General features: G+C 72.3%; 13 protein-coding genes and 1 other RNA gene. 5 read left to right on the forward strand and 9 right to left on the reverse strand.

Features of this window, described 5'->3' with window-relative positions; translation table 11 throughout:
• Positions 1–24: 24 nt before the first annotated feature.
• The 5 genes from ssrA to ftsE form a co-directional block, all read right to left on the reverse strand.
• Positions 25–413: a transfer-messenger RNA gene (gene ssrA, locus ACIQOU_RS31150) on the reverse strand.
• Between the two features lie 127 nt (positions 414–540).
• On the reverse strand, positions 541–1,083 hold the full coding sequence (smpB, locus tag ACIQOU_RS31155; RefSeq protein ID WP_401542085.1) for an SsrA-binding protein SmpB: 543 nt from the start codon (positions 1,081–1,083) through the stop codon (positions 541–543).
• 46 nt (positions 1,084–1,129) lie between these two features.
• Positions 1,130–2,305 (reverse strand): S41 family peptidase, encoded by a 1,176-nt coding sequence (locus ACIQOU_RS31160; protein WP_401542088.1) that lies wholly within the window; start codon positions 2,303–2,305, stop codon positions 1,130–1,132.
• A 138-nt stretch (positions 2,306–2,443) separates the two neighbouring features.
• On the reverse strand, positions 2,444–3,358 hold the full coding sequence (gene ftsX / locus ACIQOU_RS31165) for a permease-like cell division protein FtsX (protein ID WP_401542091.1): 915 nt from the start codon (positions 3,356–3,358) through the stop codon (positions 2,444–2,446).
• Positions 3,359–3,393: 35 nt separating this feature from the next.
• A complete protein-coding gene (gene ftsE / locus ACIQOU_RS31170) occupies positions 3,394–4,083 on the reverse strand; it encodes a cell division ATP-binding protein FtsE (protein ID WP_401542093.1) in 690 nt (229 codons plus the stop codon).
• A 333-nt stretch (positions 4,084–4,416) separates the two neighbouring features.
• On the opposite strand from ftsE, the gene ACIQOU_RS31175 reads away from it, so the two are divergent.
• Complete coding sequence (locus tag ACIQOU_RS31175) at positions 4,417–4,608, forward strand: hypothetical protein (protein ID WP_093824555.1); 192 nt, start codon at positions 4,417–4,419, stop codon at positions 4,606–4,608.
• 173 nt (positions 4,609–4,781) lie between these two features.
• Here the strand turns inward: ACIQOU_RS31175 and ACIQOU_RS31180 are convergent, their stop codons facing one another.
• The 4 genes from ACIQOU_RS31180 to ACIQOU_RS31195 all read right to left on the reverse strand — a co-directional run bounded on the left by ACIQOU_RS31180 (position 4,782) and on the right by ACIQOU_RS31195 (position 10,318).
• Positions 4,782–5,384, reverse strand: coding sequence for an LPXTG cell wall anchor domain-containing protein (locus ACIQOU_RS31180; protein WP_401542096.1), 603 nt, complete (start codon positions 5,382–5,384; stop codon positions 4,782–4,784).
• 333 nt (positions 5,385–5,717) lie between these two features.
• Positions 5,718–6,824 carry a peptide chain release factor 2 gene (gene prfB / locus ACIQOU_RS31185; RefSeq protein ID WP_401542098.1) on the reverse strand — a complete coding sequence of 369 codons (1,107 nt, stop codon included), beginning with the start codon at positions 6,822–6,824 and terminating at the stop codon, positions 5,718–5,720.
• A 466-nt stretch (positions 6,825–7,290) separates the two neighbouring features.
• Positions 7,291–8,529: a serine/threonine-protein kinase gene (locus ACIQOU_RS31190; protein ID WP_401542100.1), complete on the reverse strand. Its 1,239-nt coding sequence runs from the start codon at positions 8,527–8,529 to the stop codon at positions 7,291–7,293.
• Positions 8,530–8,683: 154 nt separating this feature from the next.
• Entirely contained in the window at positions 8,684–10,318 is a 1,635-nt protein-coding gene (locus ACIQOU_RS31195) for a serine/threonine-protein kinase (RefSeq protein ID WP_401542103.1), read from the reverse strand.
• A 488-nt stretch (positions 10,319–10,806) separates the two neighbouring features.
• Here ACIQOU_RS31195 and ACIQOU_RS31200 point away from each other — a divergent pair, with 488 nt between their 5' ends.
• The 4 genes from ACIQOU_RS31200 (at position 10,807) to ACIQOU_RS31215 (ending at position 21,377) form a co-directional block, all read left to right on the forward strand.
• On the forward strand, positions 10,807–17,595 hold the full coding sequence (locus tag ACIQOU_RS31200) for an FHA domain-containing protein (RefSeq protein WP_401542106.1): 6,789 nt from the start codon (positions 10,807–10,809) through the stop codon (positions 17,593–17,595).
• A 113-nt stretch (positions 17,596–17,708) separates the two neighbouring features.
• Positions 17,709–19,136 (forward strand): ABC transporter substrate-binding protein, encoded by a 1,428-nt coding sequence (locus ACIQOU_RS31205; RefSeq protein ID WP_401542109.1) that lies wholly within the window; start codon positions 17,709–17,711, stop codon positions 19,134–19,136.
• A 13-nt stretch (positions 19,137–19,149) separates the two neighbouring features.
• Positions 19,150–20,499, forward strand: coding sequence for a carbohydrate ABC transporter permease (locus ACIQOU_RS31210; protein ID WP_401542111.1), 1,350 nt, complete (start codon positions 19,150–19,152; stop codon positions 20,497–20,499).
• Positions 20,496–21,377, forward strand: a complete 882-nt coding sequence (locus ACIQOU_RS31215; protein ID WP_401542114.1) for a carbohydrate ABC transporter permease — start codon at positions 20,496–20,498, stop codon at positions 21,375–21,377. The genes ACIQOU_RS31210 and ACIQOU_RS31215 overlap by 4 nt, the downstream gene beginning before the upstream one ends.
• The last annotated feature ends 34 nt before the right edge of the window (positions 21,378–21,411 follow it).

The raw sequence follows: 21,411 nt of genomic DNA on the forward strand, positions 1-21,411 counted from the left end.
TTCCTTGTTGCACAAACATGGGATGAGTGGAGATGGCGGGAATCGAACCCGCGTCCACCGGTGCAGAATCAGGGCTTCTCCGTGTGCAGTTCGCTGTGATTTTCTCGGCCCCGGTGATCACGCGAACAAGTCGCCGACGGGCCCAGTCACTGTTTGATTTCCCATCGAACCCCGTGACCGGGCTCGATGGTTTAGTTCCCTAGATTATGCCAGGGTCCGGGTCGGGAACTTCCCCGGGCTGACACCCATTAAGGGTCCTTCAGTCGCTACTTATTAGGCAGCGAGGGCGAAGGACTGGGAATCGCGCTTGGTGTTGGCGATTATTGGTTGCGACATATGGTTTACGAGATCATTGCCGCTTCCTCGACACGCTTCCCCTGCTTCGACAGCCGCTGTCGAAACCGATCATCCCCATGCTGTATTCAATTAAGACAGTTCACAACAGCTCCACACCCGCTGTGGGGTGCTTGCAGCCATCGTACGTGACCGACGTCCGCAGGTGCCACCGTATTCCCGGCGGGCCCCCGGAGACTCCCGTGGCTAGGCGCCCCGCTGCTTCCGCTTGGCCGCCGCGATGGCGCGGTCCGACTCCCGGCGGTCCTGCTTCTCACGCAGGGTCTGCCGCTTGTCGTACTCCTTCTTGCCCCGGGCGAGCGCGATCTCGGCCTTGGCCCGGCCGTCCTTGAAGTACAGGGCGAGGGGCACGATCGTGTGACCCGTCTCCTCCGACTTCGACGACAGCTTGTCGATCTCCTCGCGGTGCAGCAGCAGCTTCCGCTTGCGGCGCACCGTGTGGTTGGTCCAGGTGCCCTGGCTGTACTCGGGGATGTGCGCGTTGTGCAGCCACGCCTCGCCCCCGTCGATCTGCACGAAGCCGTCGGTCAGCGAGGCGCGGCCCTGGCGCAGCGACTTCACCTCGGTGCCGGTGAGCACCAGACCGGCCTCGTAGGTGTCGATGATCGCGTAGTCGTGCCGTGCCTTCTTGTTCTGCGCGACGATCTTCCGCTTGCCGTCCTTGACCTTCGCGGTGCCGGCGCCCTGCTTGGGCTGGGACTCCTTGGGTACGTACATTCCCTTGCTCATAGTGCTGGCCATTTTCGCACTACAGGGGCCCTGGAGGGAAAGCCGATTACGAAGCGTCCCCGAGCCCGCTCAGAACCGTCTCGGCACGCTGGACGGCGGCCTCGCCGGACGCGGTGATCTCCAGGTCGGGGGTGATGCCCCGCCCGTCGACGGTGCGCCCCGAGGGGGTGCGGTAGTGGCCGACGGTCAGTTCGGCGACGGAGCCGCCGGGCAGCCGGCTGGGCATCTGCACCGAGCCCTTGCCGAAGGTGCGGGACCCGGCGACGACCGCGCGTCCCCGGTCCTGGAGGGCGCCGGTCAGCAGCTCGGCCGCGCTCATCGTGCCGCCGTCGACGAGCACCACCAGCGGGCGGGAGGTGTCGGCGCCGGACGCGGCGTGCAGGGCGCGCTGGGCGCCGTCGACGTCGTAGGTGGCGACGAGGCCGCCGTCGAGGAAGGCGGAGGCGGCGGTGACGGCCTCGGTGACCAGGCCGCCCGCATTGCCGCGCAGGTCGAGGACGACACCGGCGGGAGCGTGCCGTACGGCGTCGGCGATGGCGCTGCCGGCGCCCTTCGTGAACGCGGACGCCCTGATCACCGTTGTCCCGTCGTCCAGTTCGCGGGCGGTGACCGGGTCGGTGGAGAGTTCGGCGCGGCGCAGGGTGCGGGACCAGTCGTGGGCGCCGCGCGCGAGGCCGAGCCGTACCTCGGTACCGGCCGCGGCGTCGGTGGCGTCGCCGCGCAGTAAGGAGACGACCTCGGTGACGGGGCGGCCCTCGACCTCCTCGCCGTCCACGGTGCGCAGTCGGTCGCCCCGGTGGATGCCGGCCGCGGCGGCGGGCGACCCGGACTGCACCCGGCTCACCTCGATACGGCCGTCCCGCTGGCGCCGCGCGGAGAGGCCGACGCCGGTGTAGCGGCCGTCGAGCGCCTCCTCGAACTCCTCGTACTCGCCCGGCGAGTAGACCGCGCCCCACCGGTCGCCGCTGCGGCTGACCGCGCGTTCGGCGGCCTCCGTCGGGGACTTGCCGGCGGCCATGGCCTCGGCGGCGGCGCGGGCGACGTCCTCGTGGGCGCCCGGGGCGCGGTCGGCGCCGGCCGTATCGCCGTTGCCCTGGGGGCCGTTGTCGGGGAGGGCGCCGGTGGCCGCTCCGGCCAGCAGCACGCTCGCGAACACCATGGTCAGGGCGGCCCCGCGGCCGAGGCGGCGGGGCTGGCAGAACAGGTCGCGGGGGCCTGGCATGCCGAGGAGTCTAGGACAAGAGGCAGGGCCGCACGGCCGGTTGACCGTACGGCCCTCGGGGCGTGCGTCACATCACCGGGCCCATGCGCACCGGCAGGGCGGGGGCGCGGCGGACGTCTCAAGCGGGGACGTGCCGCGTCACACCTTCAGGTACTTCCGGAGGGCGAAGAGCGCCGCCACCGACGGCATCAGCAGGCCGATCGCCAGGACCAGCGGGAGCTTGGTGACGACGACGTCCCAGCCGATGAAGGTGACCAGCGGGATCTTCGCGGCCAGCCACTGGTCGATCAGGAAGTACTTGGCGCCGACGATCAGCACGACGGAGCAGGTCGCGCCGATCAGCCCCGCGATCGCGGCCTCCGCGATGAACGGCGCCTGGATGTAGAAGCCGGAGGCGCCGACCAGGCGCATGATGCCGGTCTCACGCCGTCGGCTGAACGCCGAGACGCGCACGGTGTTGACGATGAGCAGCAGGGCCACGATCAGCATCAGCGCCATCACGCCGAGCGCCGCGATGTTCATGCCGTTGAGCAGGTTGAAGAGGTTCTGGAGGACGTTGCGCTGGTCCTCCACCGACTGCACGCCGGCCCGTCCGGAGAACGCGGTGTCGATCACCTCGTACTTCTCCGGGTCCTTGAGCTTGATCCGGAACGACTCCTGCATCTGGTCCGGCGTGAGCGAACTCGCCAGCGGGGAGTCGCCGAACTGCTCCTTGTAGTGCTTGTACGCCTCGTCCTGGGACTCGTAACTGACCTTCTGGACGACCGTCGTCAGCTTCTCCAGGTCGGCGCGGATGGCCTTCTTCTGGTCGTCGGTCACCGCGCCCTTGGCGCAGTTGGGGTCCGACTCGGCGTCGGCCTTGTTGCAGAGGTAGACGGAGACGTTGACCTTGTCGTACCAGTAGCCCTTCATGGAGCTGACCTGGTCCCGCATCAGCAGGGAGCCGCCGAACAGGGTGAGCGACAGGGCGACGGAGATGATGACCGCGAAGGTCATGGTGAGGTTGCGGCGGAGACCAACACCGATCTCCGACAGAACGAACTGGGCGCGCATGGCGTCGGGTTATGCCTTTCCGTGGACGGTCGCGGTCAGTGCTGGTAGCCGTAGACGCCGCGGGCCTGGTCGCGGACGAGGCGTCCCTTCTCCAGCTCGATGACGCGCTTGCGCATCTGGTCCACGATGTTTTGGTCGTGCGTCGCCATCAGGACGGTCGTGCCCGTCCGGTTGATCCGGTCCAGGAGTTTCATGATGCCGACCGAGGTCTGCGGGTCGAGGTTGCCGGTGGGCTCGTCCGCGATCAGCAGCTTGGGCCGGTTCACGAACGCGCGCGCGATGGCGACGCGCTGCTGTTCACCGCCGGACAGCTCGCCCGGCCTGCGGTCCTCCTTGCCGCCGAGCCCGACGAGGTCGAGCACCTGCGGCACCGACTTGCGGATCTCACCGCGTGACTTGCCGATGACCTCCTGCGCGAAGGCGACGTTCTCGGCGACCGTCTTGTTGGGCAGCAGCCGGAAGTCCTGGAAGACGGTGCCCAGCTGGCGGCGGATCTGCGGCACCTTCCAGTTGGAGAGCCGGGCCAGGTCCTTGCCCAGTACGTGCACCTGGCCGTGGCTGCACCGCTCCTCGCGCAGGATCAGCCGCAGGAAGGTGGACTTGCCGGAGCCGGACGACCCCACGAGGAAGACGAATTCGCCCTTCTCGACTTCCAGGGAGATGTCCCTGAGTGCGGGGTGGTTCTGCTTGGGGTAGACCTTGGAGACGTTGTCGAATCGGATCACGGGTGCACCACGGGTCGCCGGGGGTAGATGAGCGTGACCATACGCGAACCGGGTGTGCGAGCGCAGGCGCCGGTCGGGGTTGCGTAGCAGTTGTGCGGTTTGTGACCACACGGAGGCGGTACGGGGGCGGTACGGACACCGCGGGGAGCGTGCGGGGAGGCCGCGTGGAGCGCTCCGGGCGGGCCTGTACGGCCCCCGCGGGCCCGGTCCGGGGCGAGGCCGCGCACCGGCTGGCGGAACCTGGCAGAGTGGAAGGGGAACGTTCTCCGCCCGGGAGACGTTCTCCCCCTGGAGCTTCCGATACTGGAGAACTGTCGCAAGGAGGGCGAGCGCATGACGTACGACCGGCTGGTGTGCGCGAACTGCGCGGCCCCCGTCAGTGAGGGCCGGTGCCCGGTGTGCCGCGCGAACCGCGAGCGCCTACAGCACGAGAACTTCTTCGCGGGTCTGAACCCCGCGGCCCTGATCGCCCTGCTCGCGGTACTGATCGCGGCCGTGGCCCTGCTGGCCCACCAGACCGCGTAGGCCACCGGCCCGGCACGGCACCCCGCGTGCGGCCGTGCGCGGGGCGGGCCTCGTGAACGACGAGAAGGGCCCGGGGTGAGTGGTCGCCCCGGGCCCTTCAGCGTCGTACGAGAGTCACCTCACGTGAGCGATCGGTCACCGGGTGTCGGGCACCCGGTGTCCGCCGTCCGAGGTCAGGCGGCAGCTCCGCCGCGGCCGCCCACGAGACGCGGGAGGATGCGGAAGCCGATGCCACCGGCGATCATCGTGGCGGCACCGATGACCAGGAACGTCGTCTGCGCGGCGCCGGTCTCGGCCAGCTCCTTGCCACCGCCCTGGGCGGAGGTGTCGGTGCGGGTGTCCGTGAGGGCGGAGGAGCCCTCCTCCTGCGCGGAGGTGCCGGAACCGCCGTTGGGGTCGGTGTTGTTGTTGCCGCCGCCGTTGTTGCCGGTGCCGCCGCCGCTGGTCGGGGTGCTGGTGGGGTTCCCGGTCGGCTCCTCGGTGGGCTGGTCGGTCGGGGTGGCGGTGGGCTCCTCCGTGGGCTCCTCGGTGGGCTCACCGGTGGGCGTCGGGGTGCCGGGGCTCTCCGGGTCCGAGGGGAGCCCGGTCGGGGCGGTGGGCTCGGGGTCGGTCGGGGTGGGCTCCGGTTCGGTCGGGGTGGGCTCCGGGGTGATGCAGATCCCCAGGAAGCCACAGTCGTCGGCGGCGGCGACACCGGCGGCGGCGAAAGAAGCGCCGGCGGCGATCACGGCGCCCGCGGCGATCCGCGCGACGCGGACCCGCGTCTTGTTCGTCATAAGTCTGCTACCCCCAGTAGCTGATCGTCAGAGAGGCGGCGCTCGGGGTGGCGATGACGGGATCAGCTACGAAAGAGCCCCCCGGTTCACATGCGCCCCGGAGACACGCGTGCCAGGCTTCACCCAACCCACTTTTCACAGCAGCGTCAAGGCCGTTGCGTACGCAATGTCCATCTCCATGGCGTTTGCAGGGAGTTGGACTCTGTGAGTGTGATGTAAATCCCGGACATCCCGTACAGAAAAGGGGTCACGGGCAGAACACGAAAGGCAACTGCCGTCTGATGAACGGCAGTTGCCTTGTCGACAAAGCGAGGCCCATTGCCTGGGCCGAACTTACTTCTCCTGCTGCTTGCGCCAGCGAATCCCGGCCTCAAGGAACCCGTCGATCTCGCCGTTGAACACGGCCTCCGGGTTGCCGACCTCGAACTCGGTGCGCAGGTCCTTGACCATCTGGTACGGGTGCAGGACGTACGAACGCATCTGGTTGCCCCAGGAGTTGCCGCCGTCGCCCTTGAGGGCGTTCATCTTCGCCTGCTCCTCCTGGCGGCGGCGCTCAAGGAGCTTCGCCTGGAGGACGTTCATCGCGGTCGCCTTGTTCTGGATCTGCGAGCGTTCGTTCTGGCAGGAGACGACGATGCCGGTGGGCAGGTGGGTGAGGCGGACGGCGGAGTCGGTGGTGTTGACGCCCTGGCCGCCGGGGCCCGAGGAGCGGTAGACGTCGACCCGCAGCTCGGACTCGTCGATCTCGATGTGGTCGGTCTGCTCGACCACCGGGAGGATCTCGACACCGGCGAACGACGTCTGGCGGCGGCCCTGGTTGTCGAAGGGCGAGATGCGCACGAGGCGGTGGGTGCCCTGCTCGACCGAGAGGGTGCCGTAGGCGTACGGCACCTGCACGGCGAAGGTGGTGGACTTGATGCCCGCCTCCTCCGCGTACGAGGTCTCGTAGATCTCGGTCTTGTAGCCCTTCTGCTCCGCCCACCGCAGATACATCCGCTGCAACTTCTCCGCGAAGTCGGCGGCGTCGACGCCACCGGCCTCGGCGCGGATGTTGACGAGCGCCTCGCGGGCGTCGTACTCACCGCTGAGCAGCGTGCGGACCTCCATCTCGTCCAGCGCCTTCTTGACGGCCGCGAGCTCGGACTCCGCCTCGGAGCGGGTGTCCGGGTCGTCCTCCTCCTCGGCCATCTCGAACAGCACGGCGAGATCGTCGATCCGGCCGCGCAACGTCTCGGCCTTCCTGACCTCGGCCTGGAGGTGGCTCAGCTTGCTGGTGATCTTCTGCGCCTCGTCCGGGTCGTCCCACAGGGACGGCGCGGCGGCCTGCTCCTCAAGCACGGCAATGTCTGCCCTCAGTTTGTCGAGGTCCAGAACGGCCTCGATCGACTCCATGGTCGAGGAGAGGGACTTGAGCTCTTCGGATACATCGACGACTGCCACACGCCCAGCCTAACGGCAACAACAACCGACCTCACTCCTACGACCCCCCTAACCCCACCAACCTCCCCCTCAAACACCGGACGGGCCGGAAGCACGGGCCGAGTGCGGCTGCGGCCGAGCGGGGCCTCACGCCTTTGTCCTCAAACGCCGGACGGGCTGGATATGCCTGACCCCCGGCGAAGGGCCGAGCGCCTTGTCCTCAAACGCCGGACGGGCTGGGTGTGCCGGTTGCTCAGGTCTCGGGGTGCGGGGGCGTGGTGGTCCGGCTCGGCTTTGCGGCGTTGGTGCGGGAAAATCAGCCCGTCCGGCGTTTGAGGACGTTGGGGTGGGTGGCTCCGGGACTTCTGGGGCCGGGGTCGGCAAAAATCAGCCCGTCCGGCGTTTGAGGACGAGGCCCGTTCAGGGCCGATATCCGTAGCGCGGGGGACTGGCCAGTCAGCCCGTCCGGCGATTGAGGACGGAGCGGTCACGGGGTTGCCGTGGAGGAGTTCTGGGTGGTCTGCGGCGACGTGTCCGTGTCGTCGGCGGACGTGGCCCACCACGTACCTATACCCACCGCCGCGACCAGGGTCACCGCCCCCGCACTGAGGGCGATCCGCCGCCGCCGAGCCTGCGCCCGATGCCGCGCGGAACCGGGCCGCCGAGCCCCGGGAGACCTCGGCACCCGCGCCGTCCCACGCGCCCCGCCCTCCAACTCGTCCGGCGCCGGCACCCGCATCGACGTGTGCGTGTCCCGGTTGGCCCCGGAGGGCTTCGCACCGGGCACCAACGGCACCGCCCCCCGCCGCTTGGCGGGACGTTCCGCCGGAGCGGGCGGCTCCACCGGCTCGGCCGGCTCGACCAGCTCGGGATCGGGCTCGTCGACGTCGAGCGGCGGCATCCCCGTGAGCGTCGGCAACAGCTCCCGCAACCGCGTGCCCAGCTCGGACGCGCGCAACCGGGACGCGGGCGCCTTGGCCAGGCACTGGATGAGCAGCTGCCACAGCTCGTCCGGGATACCGGGCAGCGGCGCGACGCTCTCCGTGACATGCCGCCGCAGCACCGCACCGGGGTGCCCGCCCCCGAACGGCGTGAATCCGGCGAGCAGTTCGTACAGGACCGTGGCGAGCGCGTAGATGTCGACCGCCGCGCGCGGGGGCAGCCCCTCCACGATCTCGGGGGCGAGATAGTCGGGCGTGCCGATGATTTTCGTCGCGCGGGTGCGCCGCGGGGAGTCGATCAGCTTCGCGACGCCGAAGTCGGTCAGCAGCGCGGGATGCGAGCCGCCGGGCCCGAGCGGACCCTGCATGTCGAGGAGGACGTTCTCCGGCTTGACGTCCCGGTGCACGACCCCGGCCGCGTGCGCGGCGGCGAGCCCGTCGGCGACGTCCGCGACGATCGCGACGGCGGCCTCGGGCGCCATCCGCCGCTCACGGTCGAGGCGGGTGCGCAGGTCGGTGCCGCGGACCAGGTCCATGACGAGCGCGAGGTCGTTGCCGTCGACGACGAGGTCGCGGACGGCGACGACGTTCGGGTGGTCGAGGCCGAGCAGCGCGGTGCGTTCCTGCACGAACCGGCCGACGAGTTCCTGGTCGGACGCGAGGTCCTCACGCAGCAGCTTCACGGCGACGGGTCCGTCCGGTCCCTCACCGAGCCACACCGTGCCGGCGCTGCCGCGTCCCAGGATCTGGTTCGCGGTGTACCGGCTGCCGATCTTCCGTGCCAAGACTGCTCCTACCGACGCGTGTTGTCGCTAAAACTACGCGTCCGAGAAGCCAACCTTCACCGCGGAGACGGAAATCACCCAGCAGGTGTCGACAAATCCCCAAGCTCGGAAACGTCGTTGAGGCGACCGGCGTGGGGAGGGCTGCGTCGGTCGGCTAGTTCGGGGGGCCGCCGTTGCCCAGGTCGCTGAAGAAGCCCGCGACCTGGTCGTACCAGGTGGTGAGCTGGTCCCAGTAGCCCTTGCCGGTGCCGATCCACTCCTGGAGCGGGCTCAGTTCCCAGATCAGCCAGCTCGCGACGAACAGGATGACGAGCGTGAACAGGCATCCCTTGAGGCAGCCGAGCCCGGGGATCTTCATCGGGTTGGCGCCGCGCTGGCGGGGTTCACGCGGCTCGCGCGCGGGCTGCTGCGGGGTGGGCGGCGGGGCGTAGCGCTGCGGTTCTGGCTGCGGCGGGGCGTACTGCGGCTGTTGCTGGCGCTGCTGCCGCTGCTGCCGTCGTTGCGGAGCCTGCTGCTGGGGCTGCTGCTGCGGCGGGTAGCCGTAGTCGGCGGCGGGCTGCTGTTGCTGGTGGGAAACCTGCCGCTGGGGGCGGCGGCGCAGCGGGTCCTCGTTCGGGTCGAGGTACTGGACCTGGGTCTGTTCGTTGCGGTCGCGGGCGGCGCGCAGCTGGTTCTGCCAGGGGTGCGGCTGCTCGGGCGACCCGCCGGGCTGCCCCGGGGGCACGGGGGGCATGACGGCGGTCGGGTCGGCGGCGCCCGCGGGGCCGCCGGGTGCGCCGGTGTGCGGGAGGACGCTGGTCGGGGCGGCCGGGTCGTAGGAGCCCGCGTTGTGCGGCAGCACCTGCGTCTGGTCGGCGGCGCCGGGCACGGCGGCGGGCTGCGGGTCGGGCGCGAGCAGCGTGCCGACGGCGTCCGCGGCGGCGATCTGCGCCGACCCCGCGTGCACGCCGACGCCCTCGGCGACGACCCGCAGGGCGCGCGCGAGGTTCTCGGCGCTGGGCCGCTCGTCGGGGTTCTTGCGCAGGCAGCGCTCGATGACCGTCCACAGCGGGTCGGGGACCGTGGAGGGGCGGCGCGGTTCGGCGCTGAGGTGCTGGTGCAGGACTTCGAGTGCCGACCCCCCGCCGAACGGGGGACGGCCGGTGACCAGCTCGTACATCAGGATGCCGGCGCCGTAGATGTCGACGGCGGAGGTCTGCGGGCGGCCCTCGGCGGACTCCGGCGCGACGTACGCGGGCGTGCCGACGAATTCGTGGGTGCGGGTGAGGCCCGGGGAGTCGGCGAGGCGCGCGATGCCGAAGTCGGTGAGCATCGGGTGCATCTGGCCGTCGTACTGCCGCAGCAGCACATTGGCCGGTTTCAGATCCCGGTGGACGACGCCGTCGGCGTGGCTGGCGGCGAGCGCGTCGGCGACCTGGGCGGTGAGCAGGGCGGCGCCGACGGGGCTGAGGGGGCCGTTCTCGCGCAGGTAGCGGTGCAGGTCGGGGCCGTCGACGAGGTCCATGACGAGGGCCAGCAGATCGCCCTCGACGACCAGGTCACGGACCCGGACGATGTTCGGGTGGGTCAGCCGCAGCAGCACCGAACGCTCGCGCAGGAACCGCATCACGATGTCGGGGTCGCTCGCCAGCTCCTCCTTGAGGACCTTGATCGCGACGGTCTCGCCGGGCTGGCCGGGCACGGCGGCCTCGGCACCCGCGGTCTCCCGCTGGCGCGCTCGCCAGACGGTCCCGGTGGCGCCGCGTCCGAGCGGTTCCTCCAGGAGGTACTTGCTGCCAACCGGCCGCACGTCATCCGCTCCCTGCTGCTTGCTTGCGTTCCGACCACTGTAGTGCCGGGCGGCCCGGCACCGGGTTCTCCTGATTCCGTCGCGTCCCCGGAGGGTCTCGGGTGGGCCCCGTGCGTCCTGGTGGGGCCCCCGTACGTCCTGGTGCGTCCTACGGACCGCTGGTCGCACGGGTTCGGTCGTACACGTTCGAAGAGTCGTCCAAGGTCGAAGAGTCGTACACGTTCGGAAGTGTCGTACACGTTCGAAGGAAAGACGCTCGACTTGGTCCTTCCGGTTGCTCGCCCCGAACGTGACCGATCTCTATCGGTCCAGAGTGAACTACTGATCAGGCACTTTTGAGGGCAGAGCCGACCAATCAAGATCACTTCTGGCGGGAGCGGGGGCAGATTGTCAGTGGCAGGTGCGAGGATGCTTCGGAGTATTGGCCGACGTGCTCGTGTGGGGTGGGGGGAAAGTCCGCTCCCGCGCAGAAGGGACCGCTGACGGCGATGCAGATCCGGCTGACCGTCGTAGATCCGCTGGGCCCGACCGACCGGGGGCGGGGCCGCGCCGCGAGTTGCGACGTGCTGGTCACGGCCCCCGCCGGTACGGCTCTGTCGGCGGTGGCGTCGGCACTGTCCTCGGTGGTCTCGGGAGAGGGCGCGCTCTCGGAGCGCGGCCCGGTGGTGCTGTACGCGGGCGCGGAGCGCCTGGACGACCGCCGGTGCACGCTGGGCGAGCCGCCGTTGATCGACGGCGCGGTGCTCGCGCTGGGCGCCCCCGCGGAGCCCGAGCCGCACCCCGAACTGGACGACGCGCCGACCCAGTTGCACGTCACGGCGGGTCCGGACGCGGGCGGGGTGCATCTCCTGCACGGCGGCGAGATCCGCATCGGCCGTTCCGCCGACGCCGATGTCCCGCTCGACGACCCGGACGTCTCGCGGCTCCACTGTGTGGTGACGGTCGCCGCCGACGGCCAGGTGTCGGTCGCCGACCTCGGCTCCACCAACGGCACCCTCCTGGACGGCGTCCCCGTGACGTCCCGTCCGGTCCGTTTCCCCTCGGGCGCCCTCCTCCAGGTCGGCGAATCGTCCCTCCGCCTCACCCCGTCCACCCCCTCGACCACCCGAGTCCCCACCACCCCGGACGGCGAGGGCCACGTGCGTGTCCCGACGGGGGCGGACAGCGGGGGCCACGTGCGCGTGCCGGGGGGCGGGAACGGCGAAGGCCACGTGCGCGTGACGACGGGCGGGAACGGCGAGCGCCACGTGCGCGTGACGAGGGGCGAGGACAGCGAGAGCTACGTGCGCGTGTCGACCGGCGGGAACGGCGAAGGTCCCGTGCGCGTGTCGACGGGCGCGGACGGCACGGGCGCCGACGCGGTCGGCGGGGGGCGTGGGACGGCGGCGCCGGGCGGCGAGGGTCGTGGGGCGGCGGCGCGAGCGGATGGGCGACGGCCCACCCCGACGGCGCCGGACGGCAAGGGTCGTGCGGCGGCGCAAGCGGACGGCCAGCGGTCTGCGCGGCCGGTGCCGGGTGCGCGGGACGGCGACGGGCACGCGCGCGGGATGGCAGGGCGGGGCGGCCCGGGCGACGAAGGCCACGTGCGCGTGTCCCGCGTCGGCGAGGGCGGCTCCGAGGCGTCGACGCCCTCGGGGCGGCTTCCGCACGCACGCGGGTCGGGCGGCGGGGGCGTCGACCGGGGTGCGGTGACGCCGGAGCAGGGTTCGGGGGGCACCGGCCAGAGTGGTTTCGGTCCGGGCACCGGGGTTCCGGGGCAGGGCGGGGCGCCTCGCATCGAGAGCAGGCGGGGGCCGCAGGGTTCGGGTGAGACGCGCGCGGGTCGCGGGGGCACGGGGGGCCGGGCGGACACGGAGTCGGTGGGCGAGGGTGGTCCTCGGGGGGCCGGCGGCGCGGGGGCCTGGGCGGATTCGGGCTTGGCTGCCGACGGTGGTCCTCGGGGTTTGGGTGACACGCGCGCGGGTCGCGGCGGCACGGGGGCCCGATCGGACACGGGTTCGGCAGCCGAGGGTGGCCCTCGGGGGGTCGGCGGCACACAGGCGGGTCGGGGCGGCGCGGGGACGTGGGCGGACACCGGTTCGGTGGCCGACGGTGGTCCTCGGGGTGCAGGCGGGCGGGAGGCCTCGGGCACGGGGCGCCGTGGAGGCGCCGACGTCGATCCGACGGGCGTCCGCGACCGGGAGGGCACGCGCGCGTACCGGTCGGGCGGCGAGCAGTACGGTGCCGAGGGCACGGGCACGCACCAGTTGCCCGGCTCGGGGCGCCGTCCCAACGCCCCGGCGCACGGCGCCGACCCGACCGGGGAGCGCCAGGCCTCCGGCACGGGGCGCCGCAGCGAGAACACGGGCACGCATCAGCTTCCTGGCTCGGGGCGGCCCGGCACCTCGGCGTCCCCCGGTGAGCGGGAAGGCACGCGCGCGTCCCGACCGGGCGCCGACCAGTACAGCGCCGAGAACACCGGCACGCACCAGGTGCCCAACTCGGGTCGCCGCAACGGCAATCTGCCTTACGGTGCCGAACCAGCCGACGACCGCCAGGCCTCTGGAGCGGGCCGAGCCGGAGCCGTCTCCGATGACTCGACGGACCTCCGCGACCAACGGTCCTCCCGCACCGAGCGCCGCCAAGGCACCGGCTCCTACAGCCCCGAGTCCACCGGCACCCACCAACTCCCCGGCACAGCCCGCCGTGCCGAGAACACCGGTGACCGCCAGACGCCCGCACCGGGCCGACCCGGAGCCGTTCCCGACGACCCGACGGACCTCCGCGACCAACGGTCCTCGCGCACCCAGCGCCGCCAAGGCACCGACCCGTACAGCCCGGAATCCACCGGCACCCACCAGATGCCCCACTCGGGCCGACCCGGCACCCCGGCCACCGGCGACCGGGACACCCCCCGGGCGGGCCGCCGCCAGGGCACCGACCCCTACGGCTCGGACGCCACCGGCACTCACCAGTTCCCCGGCAGCAGTCGACGTGGAGCCACCCCGGGGTACGGCACCAACGACCGCCAGGCCCCCACACAGGGCCGCCGTGAAGCCGCCCCCGGCGACGTGACCGACCTGCGCGACCAGCAGTCCTCGCGTACTCGGCGCCGCCAAGGCACCGACCCGTACGACCCGGAGTCCACTAGCACCCATCAACTCCCCCGCACCGGCAGCCCGGCGGCCACCGGCGACCGGGACACCCCCCGCTCGGGCCGCCGACAGAGCACCGCCCCCTACGGCCCCGAGCCCACCGGCACCCACCAACTCCCCGGCGCCGCCCGCCCCGGCACTCCGACGGCCACCAGTGACCGGGAAGCCACGCGCGCGTACCGACCCGGCGCCGACCAGTACTCCGCCGAGGGCACCGGCACCCACCAGGTGCCCAGCTCAGGGCGGCGCGCTGAGAACACCGGTGACCGCGCACCGGGCCGACCCGGAGCCGTCTCCGACGACCCGACGGACCTCCGCGAACAGCGGTCCGCGCGCACCCAGCGCCGCCAGAGCACCGACCCGTACGACCCGGAGTCCACCGGCACCCACCAGATGCCTGGCTCCGCCCGCACCGGTACCCCGGCGGCCACCGGCGACCAGGGCACGTCCCGCTCGGGCCGCCGACAGAGCACCGACCCCTACAGCCCCGAGCCCACCGGCACCCCTCAACTCCCCGGCTCGGGCCGCCCCGACACTCCGACGGCCAGCGGCGCCCAAGGCACCCCCCGCGCAGGCCGCCGCCAAGGCACCGGCCCGTACGACAGCGACGCCACGAACACCCACCAACTTCCCGGCACCCCGGCGGCCCCCGGCGACCAGGACACCCCCCGTGCAGGGCACCGTCACGGCAGCGACGCCACCGGCACCCACCCGCTCCCCGGTTCCGCCCGGCGGGGAGCCACTCCTCTGTACGACGGGGCCAGCGACCGTCAGTTGACCGGCACCGACGACCCCGCAGGCACCCGCGACCGGGCCGGCCACCGTCAGGCCGGCGACCCGTACGGCACCGAAAGCACCGGCACCCACCCGCTCCCCGGCTCCACCCGGCGCGGCGCCACCCCCCTCTTCGACTACGAGGCGGCCGACGACCGTCAGTTCCCCGGTCCCGACCGCCGAGGCAGTTCCCCTGACGACGCGCCAGGCACCCGCGAGCGCGCGAGCCACCGCCAAGTCACCGACCCGTACGACGCCGACACCACCGGCGCTCACCAGGTCCCGGGCGCCGGGCGTTCCGGAGCCGCTCCGGGCAACCCGGCACACCCCACCGACCGTCAGGCCCCCGGCGCCGCCCCCGGCAACCCGGCAACCGCCCGTGACCGCGAAGCCCCGCGCACGGTCCATCACCAGGCCGCCGGCCCCTACGGTTCTGACACCACCGGCGAACACCGAATCCCCTCACCGGGCAACCGAGTTGCCGCACCCGGCGGCCGGGAGGCGGGCCCCCGCACCAACCCCGCACCGGGCCGCCCGGACAGCTCCGTCGGTGACGCCACGGACTCGCGCCGCACCTCGCCGCGCGGCGCAGACGCCGCCTCCGACCGCCAGGCCGCGCAGGGCCGCTCCGGGAACCCGGCCGGTGACCCCGCAGACCGGCACCGCACCTCCACGCGCAGCGCGGACACCGCACCCGCGCGGCACGTCCCCGTGCAGGGCCGCCCCGGCGTCACGCCCAGCGACCCCACGGACGCCCCGCACCGCACCTCTCCTCGCCCCACGGACGCCTCCCCCGGCCGCCAGGCCCCCGCGCCCGTCGGCGACCCCACGGACTCCCGCCGCACCTCCCCGCGAGGCACGGAATCCTCGCCCGGCGAGCCCACGGACCGGCGTCGCACGGCGGCGCGCGGCACGGGTGCCTCGCCTGGCGAGAGCCCGGCGGACTCTCGCCGTGCCTCGTCGCGTGGTGGTGCTCCCGGTGAGGCCTCCCAGCCCCGCGATCAGCGGGACGCCTCGCGTGCAGGGCGTCGTCAGGGGGCCGATCCCTATGGCACCGAGCCCACCGGAACTCATCAGCTCCCCGGAGCGGGCAGTCGGCAAGGCGGCCCCGGCAAGCCCGAGGGGTCGCCTCGTCGTAAGGGTGGCCCCGGCAAGTCCGACGGCTCCGCAGCGGGGCGGCGGCGTGGGGGTGTCCCGGACCAGGGTGGGGACGTTGCTCCTGGGCCTCGGAAGCGGGGCGGGTTCTCGGCTTGGGCTCGGTGGTTGACCGGGGTCGGGCGGGGAGAGCGGGATGTGTATGACCGCGACCCGGAGGAAGGGCGGGAGGTCGGGGACGTTGGCGAGCAGGTTGTCGCCGGAGGCGTTCCGTCGGCTGACACCTGGCCCGATCCCGCCGCGTTGTTGCTGACCGCGCTCGGGCCGGGGCCGCGGCTCTGGGAGCGCGGGGCCGGGCATCCCGAGGCGCTCACCGTGCGGCTCGGGACCGCCGACCGGGCCGCGCCGGACGGCCTGTTGCCCGCGGTGCCGGTGACGGCGGATCTGCGGGAGGTCGGGGCGTTGGGGCTGGCCGGGCCCCGGGACCGGCTGTCGGGGCTGGCGCGCGCGGTGCTGGCGCAGCTGGCCGCGCTGCACGCCCCGGAGTCGTTGGAGATCGTGCTGATCAGTGCGGACCGGAGCCGTTCCGAGGCGGAGCGGATCGCGGAGTGGGGCTGGCTCGGGTGGCTGCCGCATCTGCGTCCGGCACACGGGCAGGACTGCCGGTTGCTGCTGGCGTACGACCGTGAGCAGGCGGCCGCCCGCACCGGCGAACTGCTGCGGCGACTCGACGAACCGTCCGCCGGTCCGTACACGGTCCTGGTCGTGGACGGCGATCCCGGCGGCGCCGGACTCCGGGACGCCGTCGGGCAGTTGGCGAGCGAGGGGCCGCGGGCCGGTATCCACGTGGTGTGTCTGGCCGAGGCCGATCCGGCGTCGCCCGCGTCGCCGGTGACGGACACCTACGAGGCGGCGTGCGCGGCGGCGCCGACGTTCCGGGAGTGCGGGGCGGTCGCGCTGCTGAGCGGCGATGTGGCGACGGCCCTGCGGCTGATGCGGGTGGCGCGTGCCCCGCAGGAACCGACCCCCGTCCCGGTCGGCCCCGGCACCGTCGCCGCCGTCGACGCGGTGTCGTCGGCCTGGGCCGAACGGTTCGCGCGGGCGCTGGCGCCGTTGCGGCAGGACGGCACCGCCGGGGCCGGGTCCCGGCCTCGGGTGTCGCTGCCGTTGCCCCAAGCGGCGCGGCTGCTGGACGAGTTGGGGCTCGCGCGGGCCACCCCGGCGTCGTTGATGGCGCGGTGGGCGGACGCGGCGGACGACCCGGAGTCGGTCGGCGGCCGGGCGGTGGCGGTGCTCGGCGCCGGGCCGCGTGGGCCGGTCACCGCGGACCTGGTGGCCGAGGGCCCGCATCTGCTGATCGAGGGCCCGGCGGGCAGCGGGCGCACCGAGTTGCTGCGGGCGCTGGTCGCGTCGCTGGCGGCGGCCGAGCGCCCCGACCGGCTGGGCGTCGTCCTGGTGGACGGTCACGGCGAGGGGCTGCGGGTGTGCACGGACGTCCCGCATGTGACGACCCATCTGACCGCCAACGACCCGGTGCGGATGCGGGAGTTCGCGCAGTCGCTGAGCGCGGAGCTGAAGCGCCGGGCGGAGTGGGTGGGGCGCGGCGACTTCGCGGCCCGGCACGCCGGACCGTCGGCGTCGGCCGGGCGCGTGGTGGCGCCCCGTGAACCCTCCTCCGGTGCCGGGGACGTGGAGTCGGCGTCCAGTGCGACGATCCGGCTGCGGCCGACGGCGACGCGTCAACAGCCGTCGCCGTCACCGTCGTTGCCCCGGCTTGTGGTGGTCGTCGATGATCTGGACGCGCTGGTGTCGCCCGCGCTCGGGTCGCCGGGGCGGCCTGCGGCGGGGTCGGTGATGCGGGCGTTGGAGGCGGTGGCCCGGGAGGGTGAGCGGCTCGGCGTGCATCTGGTCGCGGCGGCGGGTCCGGGTGGCCGGACGGCGGAGACGGAGCCGTCGCGCCTGGCGAGCCTGCGGGTCACGCTGGACGCGCCCAGCTCGGGGCCCGATGAACCGGCGCCGGGGCGGGGGCGGTTGACGCGTCCGGACGGGACGTCGACGCCGTTCCAGGGCGGTCGGGTGACGGGGCGCATTCCCCGGACCGCGACCCTGCGGCCGACGGTCGTCGCGCTGGACTGGCCTCGGATGGGCGACCCGCCGACCCGGCGGCCGGTGCGTGAACTGGGCAACGGGCCGACGGACCTGGCGCTGCTGGCCAGTGCGTTGGAGCGGGCGGCGAAGCAGGTAGCGGCCCAGAAGGCGCCCTCGCTGCTCTGAAAGTCCGGGCGGCCAGGGTGAGTTGTCGTGACGCACCCTTGCCGCCACCCCCCGTCGCCATGGACGATCCGCAGGGGACAGCGCGAGAACGTTCGACGAAGAACGGGGCAGCAATGCGCAGTACAGGTAGGACGGGTACCACGGGCAGTACGGGTAGTGCGGGTAGTGCGGGTCCAAGAGGCCGTACCTACAAGGCAGTTGCCGCCACCGCCGCCTTTCTGGCGGGAGCCGTCGCTCTGTCGGCGTGCGGCGGGAGCGATCAGAAGTCGAGCCCGGTCGACATCTCGGCCTCGGCCTCGACCGGCCAGACCAGCACCGTCACGCTCCCGAGCCTCAAGGGCCAGAGCCTGGAGGTCGCCGCGGTCTGGACGGGGCCGGAGCAGGACAACTTCACCAAGGTGCTGGACGAGTTCACCCGGCGCACCGGCGCCAAGGTCGACTTCGTGCCGACCGGCAACAACACCTCGACGTTCCTGGGGACGAAGATCGAGGGCGGCAAGCCGCCGGACGTGGCGTTCCTGCCGCAGGTCGGGGTGTTGCACCAGTTCGCGGAGAAGGGCTGGCTGAAGCCTCTCGGGGCGGACGCGCAGGGCCAGTTGGAGAAGAACTTCTCCAAGGGCTGGCAGGAGCTGGGGGCTTGGCGGGGCAAGCAGTACGGCATCTACGCGAAGGCCGCGAACAAGTCGTTGGTCTGGTACAACACGAAGGCCTTCGAGGCGGCGGGGATCAGCGGGACCCCGACGACCTGGAAGGACTTCCTGACCACCGCGCAGACCCTGTCGGACTCGGGTTCGCCGGCCGTGTCGATCGGCGGCGCGGACGGCTGGACGCTCACCGACTGGTTCGAGAACGTCTATCTGTCGCAGGCGGGTCCGGAGAAGTACGACCGGCTGGCGGCGCACGAGATCAAGTGGACTGACCCGTCGGTCACCGCCGCGCTGACCACGCTCGCTCAGCTGTGGGGCAAGAACGATCTGATAGCGGGCGGTACGCAGGGCGCGTTGAACACGGAGTTCCCGAAGTCGGTCACGCAGGTGTTCACCGGCGACGCCCCGGCCGCGATGGTCTACGAGGGCGACTTCGTGACGGCGAACATCGACGCGGACACGAAGGCGAAGCTCGGCACGGACGCGAAGGTGTTCCCGTTCCCGGCGGTCGGCGCGGACGCGCCCGTGGTCAGCGGCGGTGACGTGGCCGTCGCGCTGAAGGACGGGAAGGGCGCACAGGCCCTGCTGACGTTCCTCGGATCGACGGACGCGGCGCGGATCTGGGCGGGCCAGGGCGGGTTCATCTCGCCGAACAAGTCGCTGGACCTCGGCGCGTACAAGGACGGGGTGACGCGGACCATCGCGCGGGCGCTGATCCGGGCGGGCGACAGCTTCCGGTTCGACATGTCCGACCAGGCCCCGGCGGCGTTCGGCGGCACGCAGGGCATCGGTGAGTGGAAGGACCTCCAGGACTTCCTGCGAAACCCCAAGGATGTCAAGGGAGTTCAGGAGAAACTGGAGGCCGACGCGGCCAAGGCGTACGGGTCCGGCTGACGGGCGGACGGTCATGACGACTGTGGTGAGTCCGGAGGGGGCCGGTGCACCGCCGCCGCCCTCCGCGCGTCCGCGCAAGAGCGTGACCGGGTCCCGGCGCGGGGTGGCGGTGCTGTTCCTGCTGCCCGCGCTGGTGCTGCTCGGCGCGCTCGTGGTCTACCCGATCGGGTACTCGGTCTGGCGCAGCCTCTACGACGCCGACGGTTCGGGGTTCGTGGGGCTCGGCAACTACGTCGACGTCTTCACCGACAGCGCGACGCTGACCGCCGTGCGCAACACGGCGATCTGGGTGGCGGTGGCGCCCGCGCTGGTCACCGCGCTCGGGCTGGTCTTCGCGGTGCTGACCGAACGGGTGCGCTGGGGAACGGCGTTCAAGCTGATCGTCTTCATGCCGATGGCGATCTCGATGCTGGCGGCCGGGATCATCTTCCGGCTGGTGTACGAGCAGGACCCGAGTCAGGGGGCGGCGAACGCGGTCGTGAAGTCGATCCATGACACGTTCGTGTCGTCGTCGGTGTATCCGAACGCGCGGCCGAACGCGGCGGCGAGCGATCTGAAGGCGTCGGGCGGCGGGTCGTTCACGACGACCGGCACCGTGCGGGCGGGCACCCCGGTGCTGCTCCCCCTCGTCGGCATCGCCCCGGGCCGGTTGCCCGGCACGCCGAAGGACGCCAGGTCGGCAGCCGGCTCCGGGATCACCGGCACCGTCTGGCTGGACTTCAGGCTGGGCGGCGGCGGCACGAAGGGCCGGGTCGACCCGGGCGAGAAGGCGCTGAAGGGGGTGCGGGTGGAGGCCGTGAAGGAGGGGCGGACGGTGGCCTCCGCGACGACCGCCGCCGACGGCACCTTCACGCTGCCCGCCTCGGCCGACGGCGCCCGGCTCCGGTTGCCGGGCTCGAACTTCGCGGCGCCGTACAACGGCATCGACTGGCTCGGCCCGACGCTGGTGACCCCGGCGATCATCGGGAGCTATGTGTGGATGTGGGCGGGGTTCGCGATGGTGCTGATCGCGGCCGGGCTCGCCGGGGTCGACCGGAATCTGCTGGAGGCGGCGCGGGTGGACGGGGCGAACGAGTGGCAGGTGTTCCGCCGGGTCACCGTGCCGCTGCTCGCGCCGGTCCTGGTGGTCGTCATGGTCACCCTGATGATCAACGTGATGAAGGTGTTCGACCTCGTCTACATCATCGCCCCGCAGCCCAGCCAGGACAACGCCAATGTGCTGGCGCTGCAACTGTTCCTGTCGTCGTTCGGCGGCGGCGGCAACTACGGCGTCGGCAGCGCGCTCGGTGTGATCCTGCTGGTGCTGGTGGCGCCGGTGATGTACGTGAACATCCGCCGGCTGCGGAAGGAGCGCCGACCGTGACCGCACACGACACGACGGCAGGGGCCCGGCGTTCGCTCGCCGCCCGGGTGACGAGCGGCGCGGCGGGCGGGGCGCTGCGGGTCTTCCTGGTCCTGGTGGCCCTGTTCTGGCTGGTGCCGACCTTCGGGCTGCTGGTGTCGTCGTTCCGCGATCCGACGGACATCGCGTCGTCGGGCTGGTGGAAGGTGTTCACCGCGCCGAGCCAACTCACCGCCCGCAGCTACGAGTCGCTGCTGGAGAAGGACGCGATCACGCACGCCCTGTTCAACACCGTGTGGATCACGGTCCCGGCGACGCTGCTCGTGGTGCTGTTCGGCGCGATGGCCGGATACGCCTTCGCGTGGATCGACTTCAGGGGGCGGGACTGGTGGTTCCTGCTGGTGGTGGCGTTGTTGGTGGTGCCGGTGCAGGTGGCGCTGATCCCGCTCTCCGCCCTGTTCGGCACGATCGGGATCTTCGGCGACATCATCGGCGTGGTCCTCTTCCACGTCGGCTTCGGACTGCCGTTCGCCATCTTCCTGTTGCGGAACTTCTTCGCGGAGATCCCGCGCGAACTCCTGGAGGCGGCGCGGCTCGACGGGGCCGGTGAGACCCGGCTGTTCCTGACCGTGGTGCTGCCGCTGGGGGCTCCGGCGCTCGCGTCGCTGGGCATCTTCCAGTTCCTGTGGGTGTGGAACGACATGCTGGTGGCGCTGGTGTTCTCGAACTCCGCGTCGCAGCCGCTGACGGTGGCACTCCAGCAGCAGGTACGGCAGTTCGGCAGCAACATCGAGGTGCTGGCGCCCGGCGCGTTCCTGTCGATGGTGGTGCCGCTGGTCGTGTTCTTCGCGTTCCAGCGGCAGTTCGTGTCGGGCGTGATGGCGGGCGCGGTCAAGTAGCCGACGGGGCAACGGGATCGGGAGGGCGGGGCCG

Origin of the sequence: Streptomyces sp. NPDC091279 (assembly GCF_044757465.1) — a bacterium.
Taxonomy (GTDB): domain Bacteria; phylum Actinomycetota; class Actinomycetes; order Streptomycetales; family Streptomycetaceae; genus Streptomyces.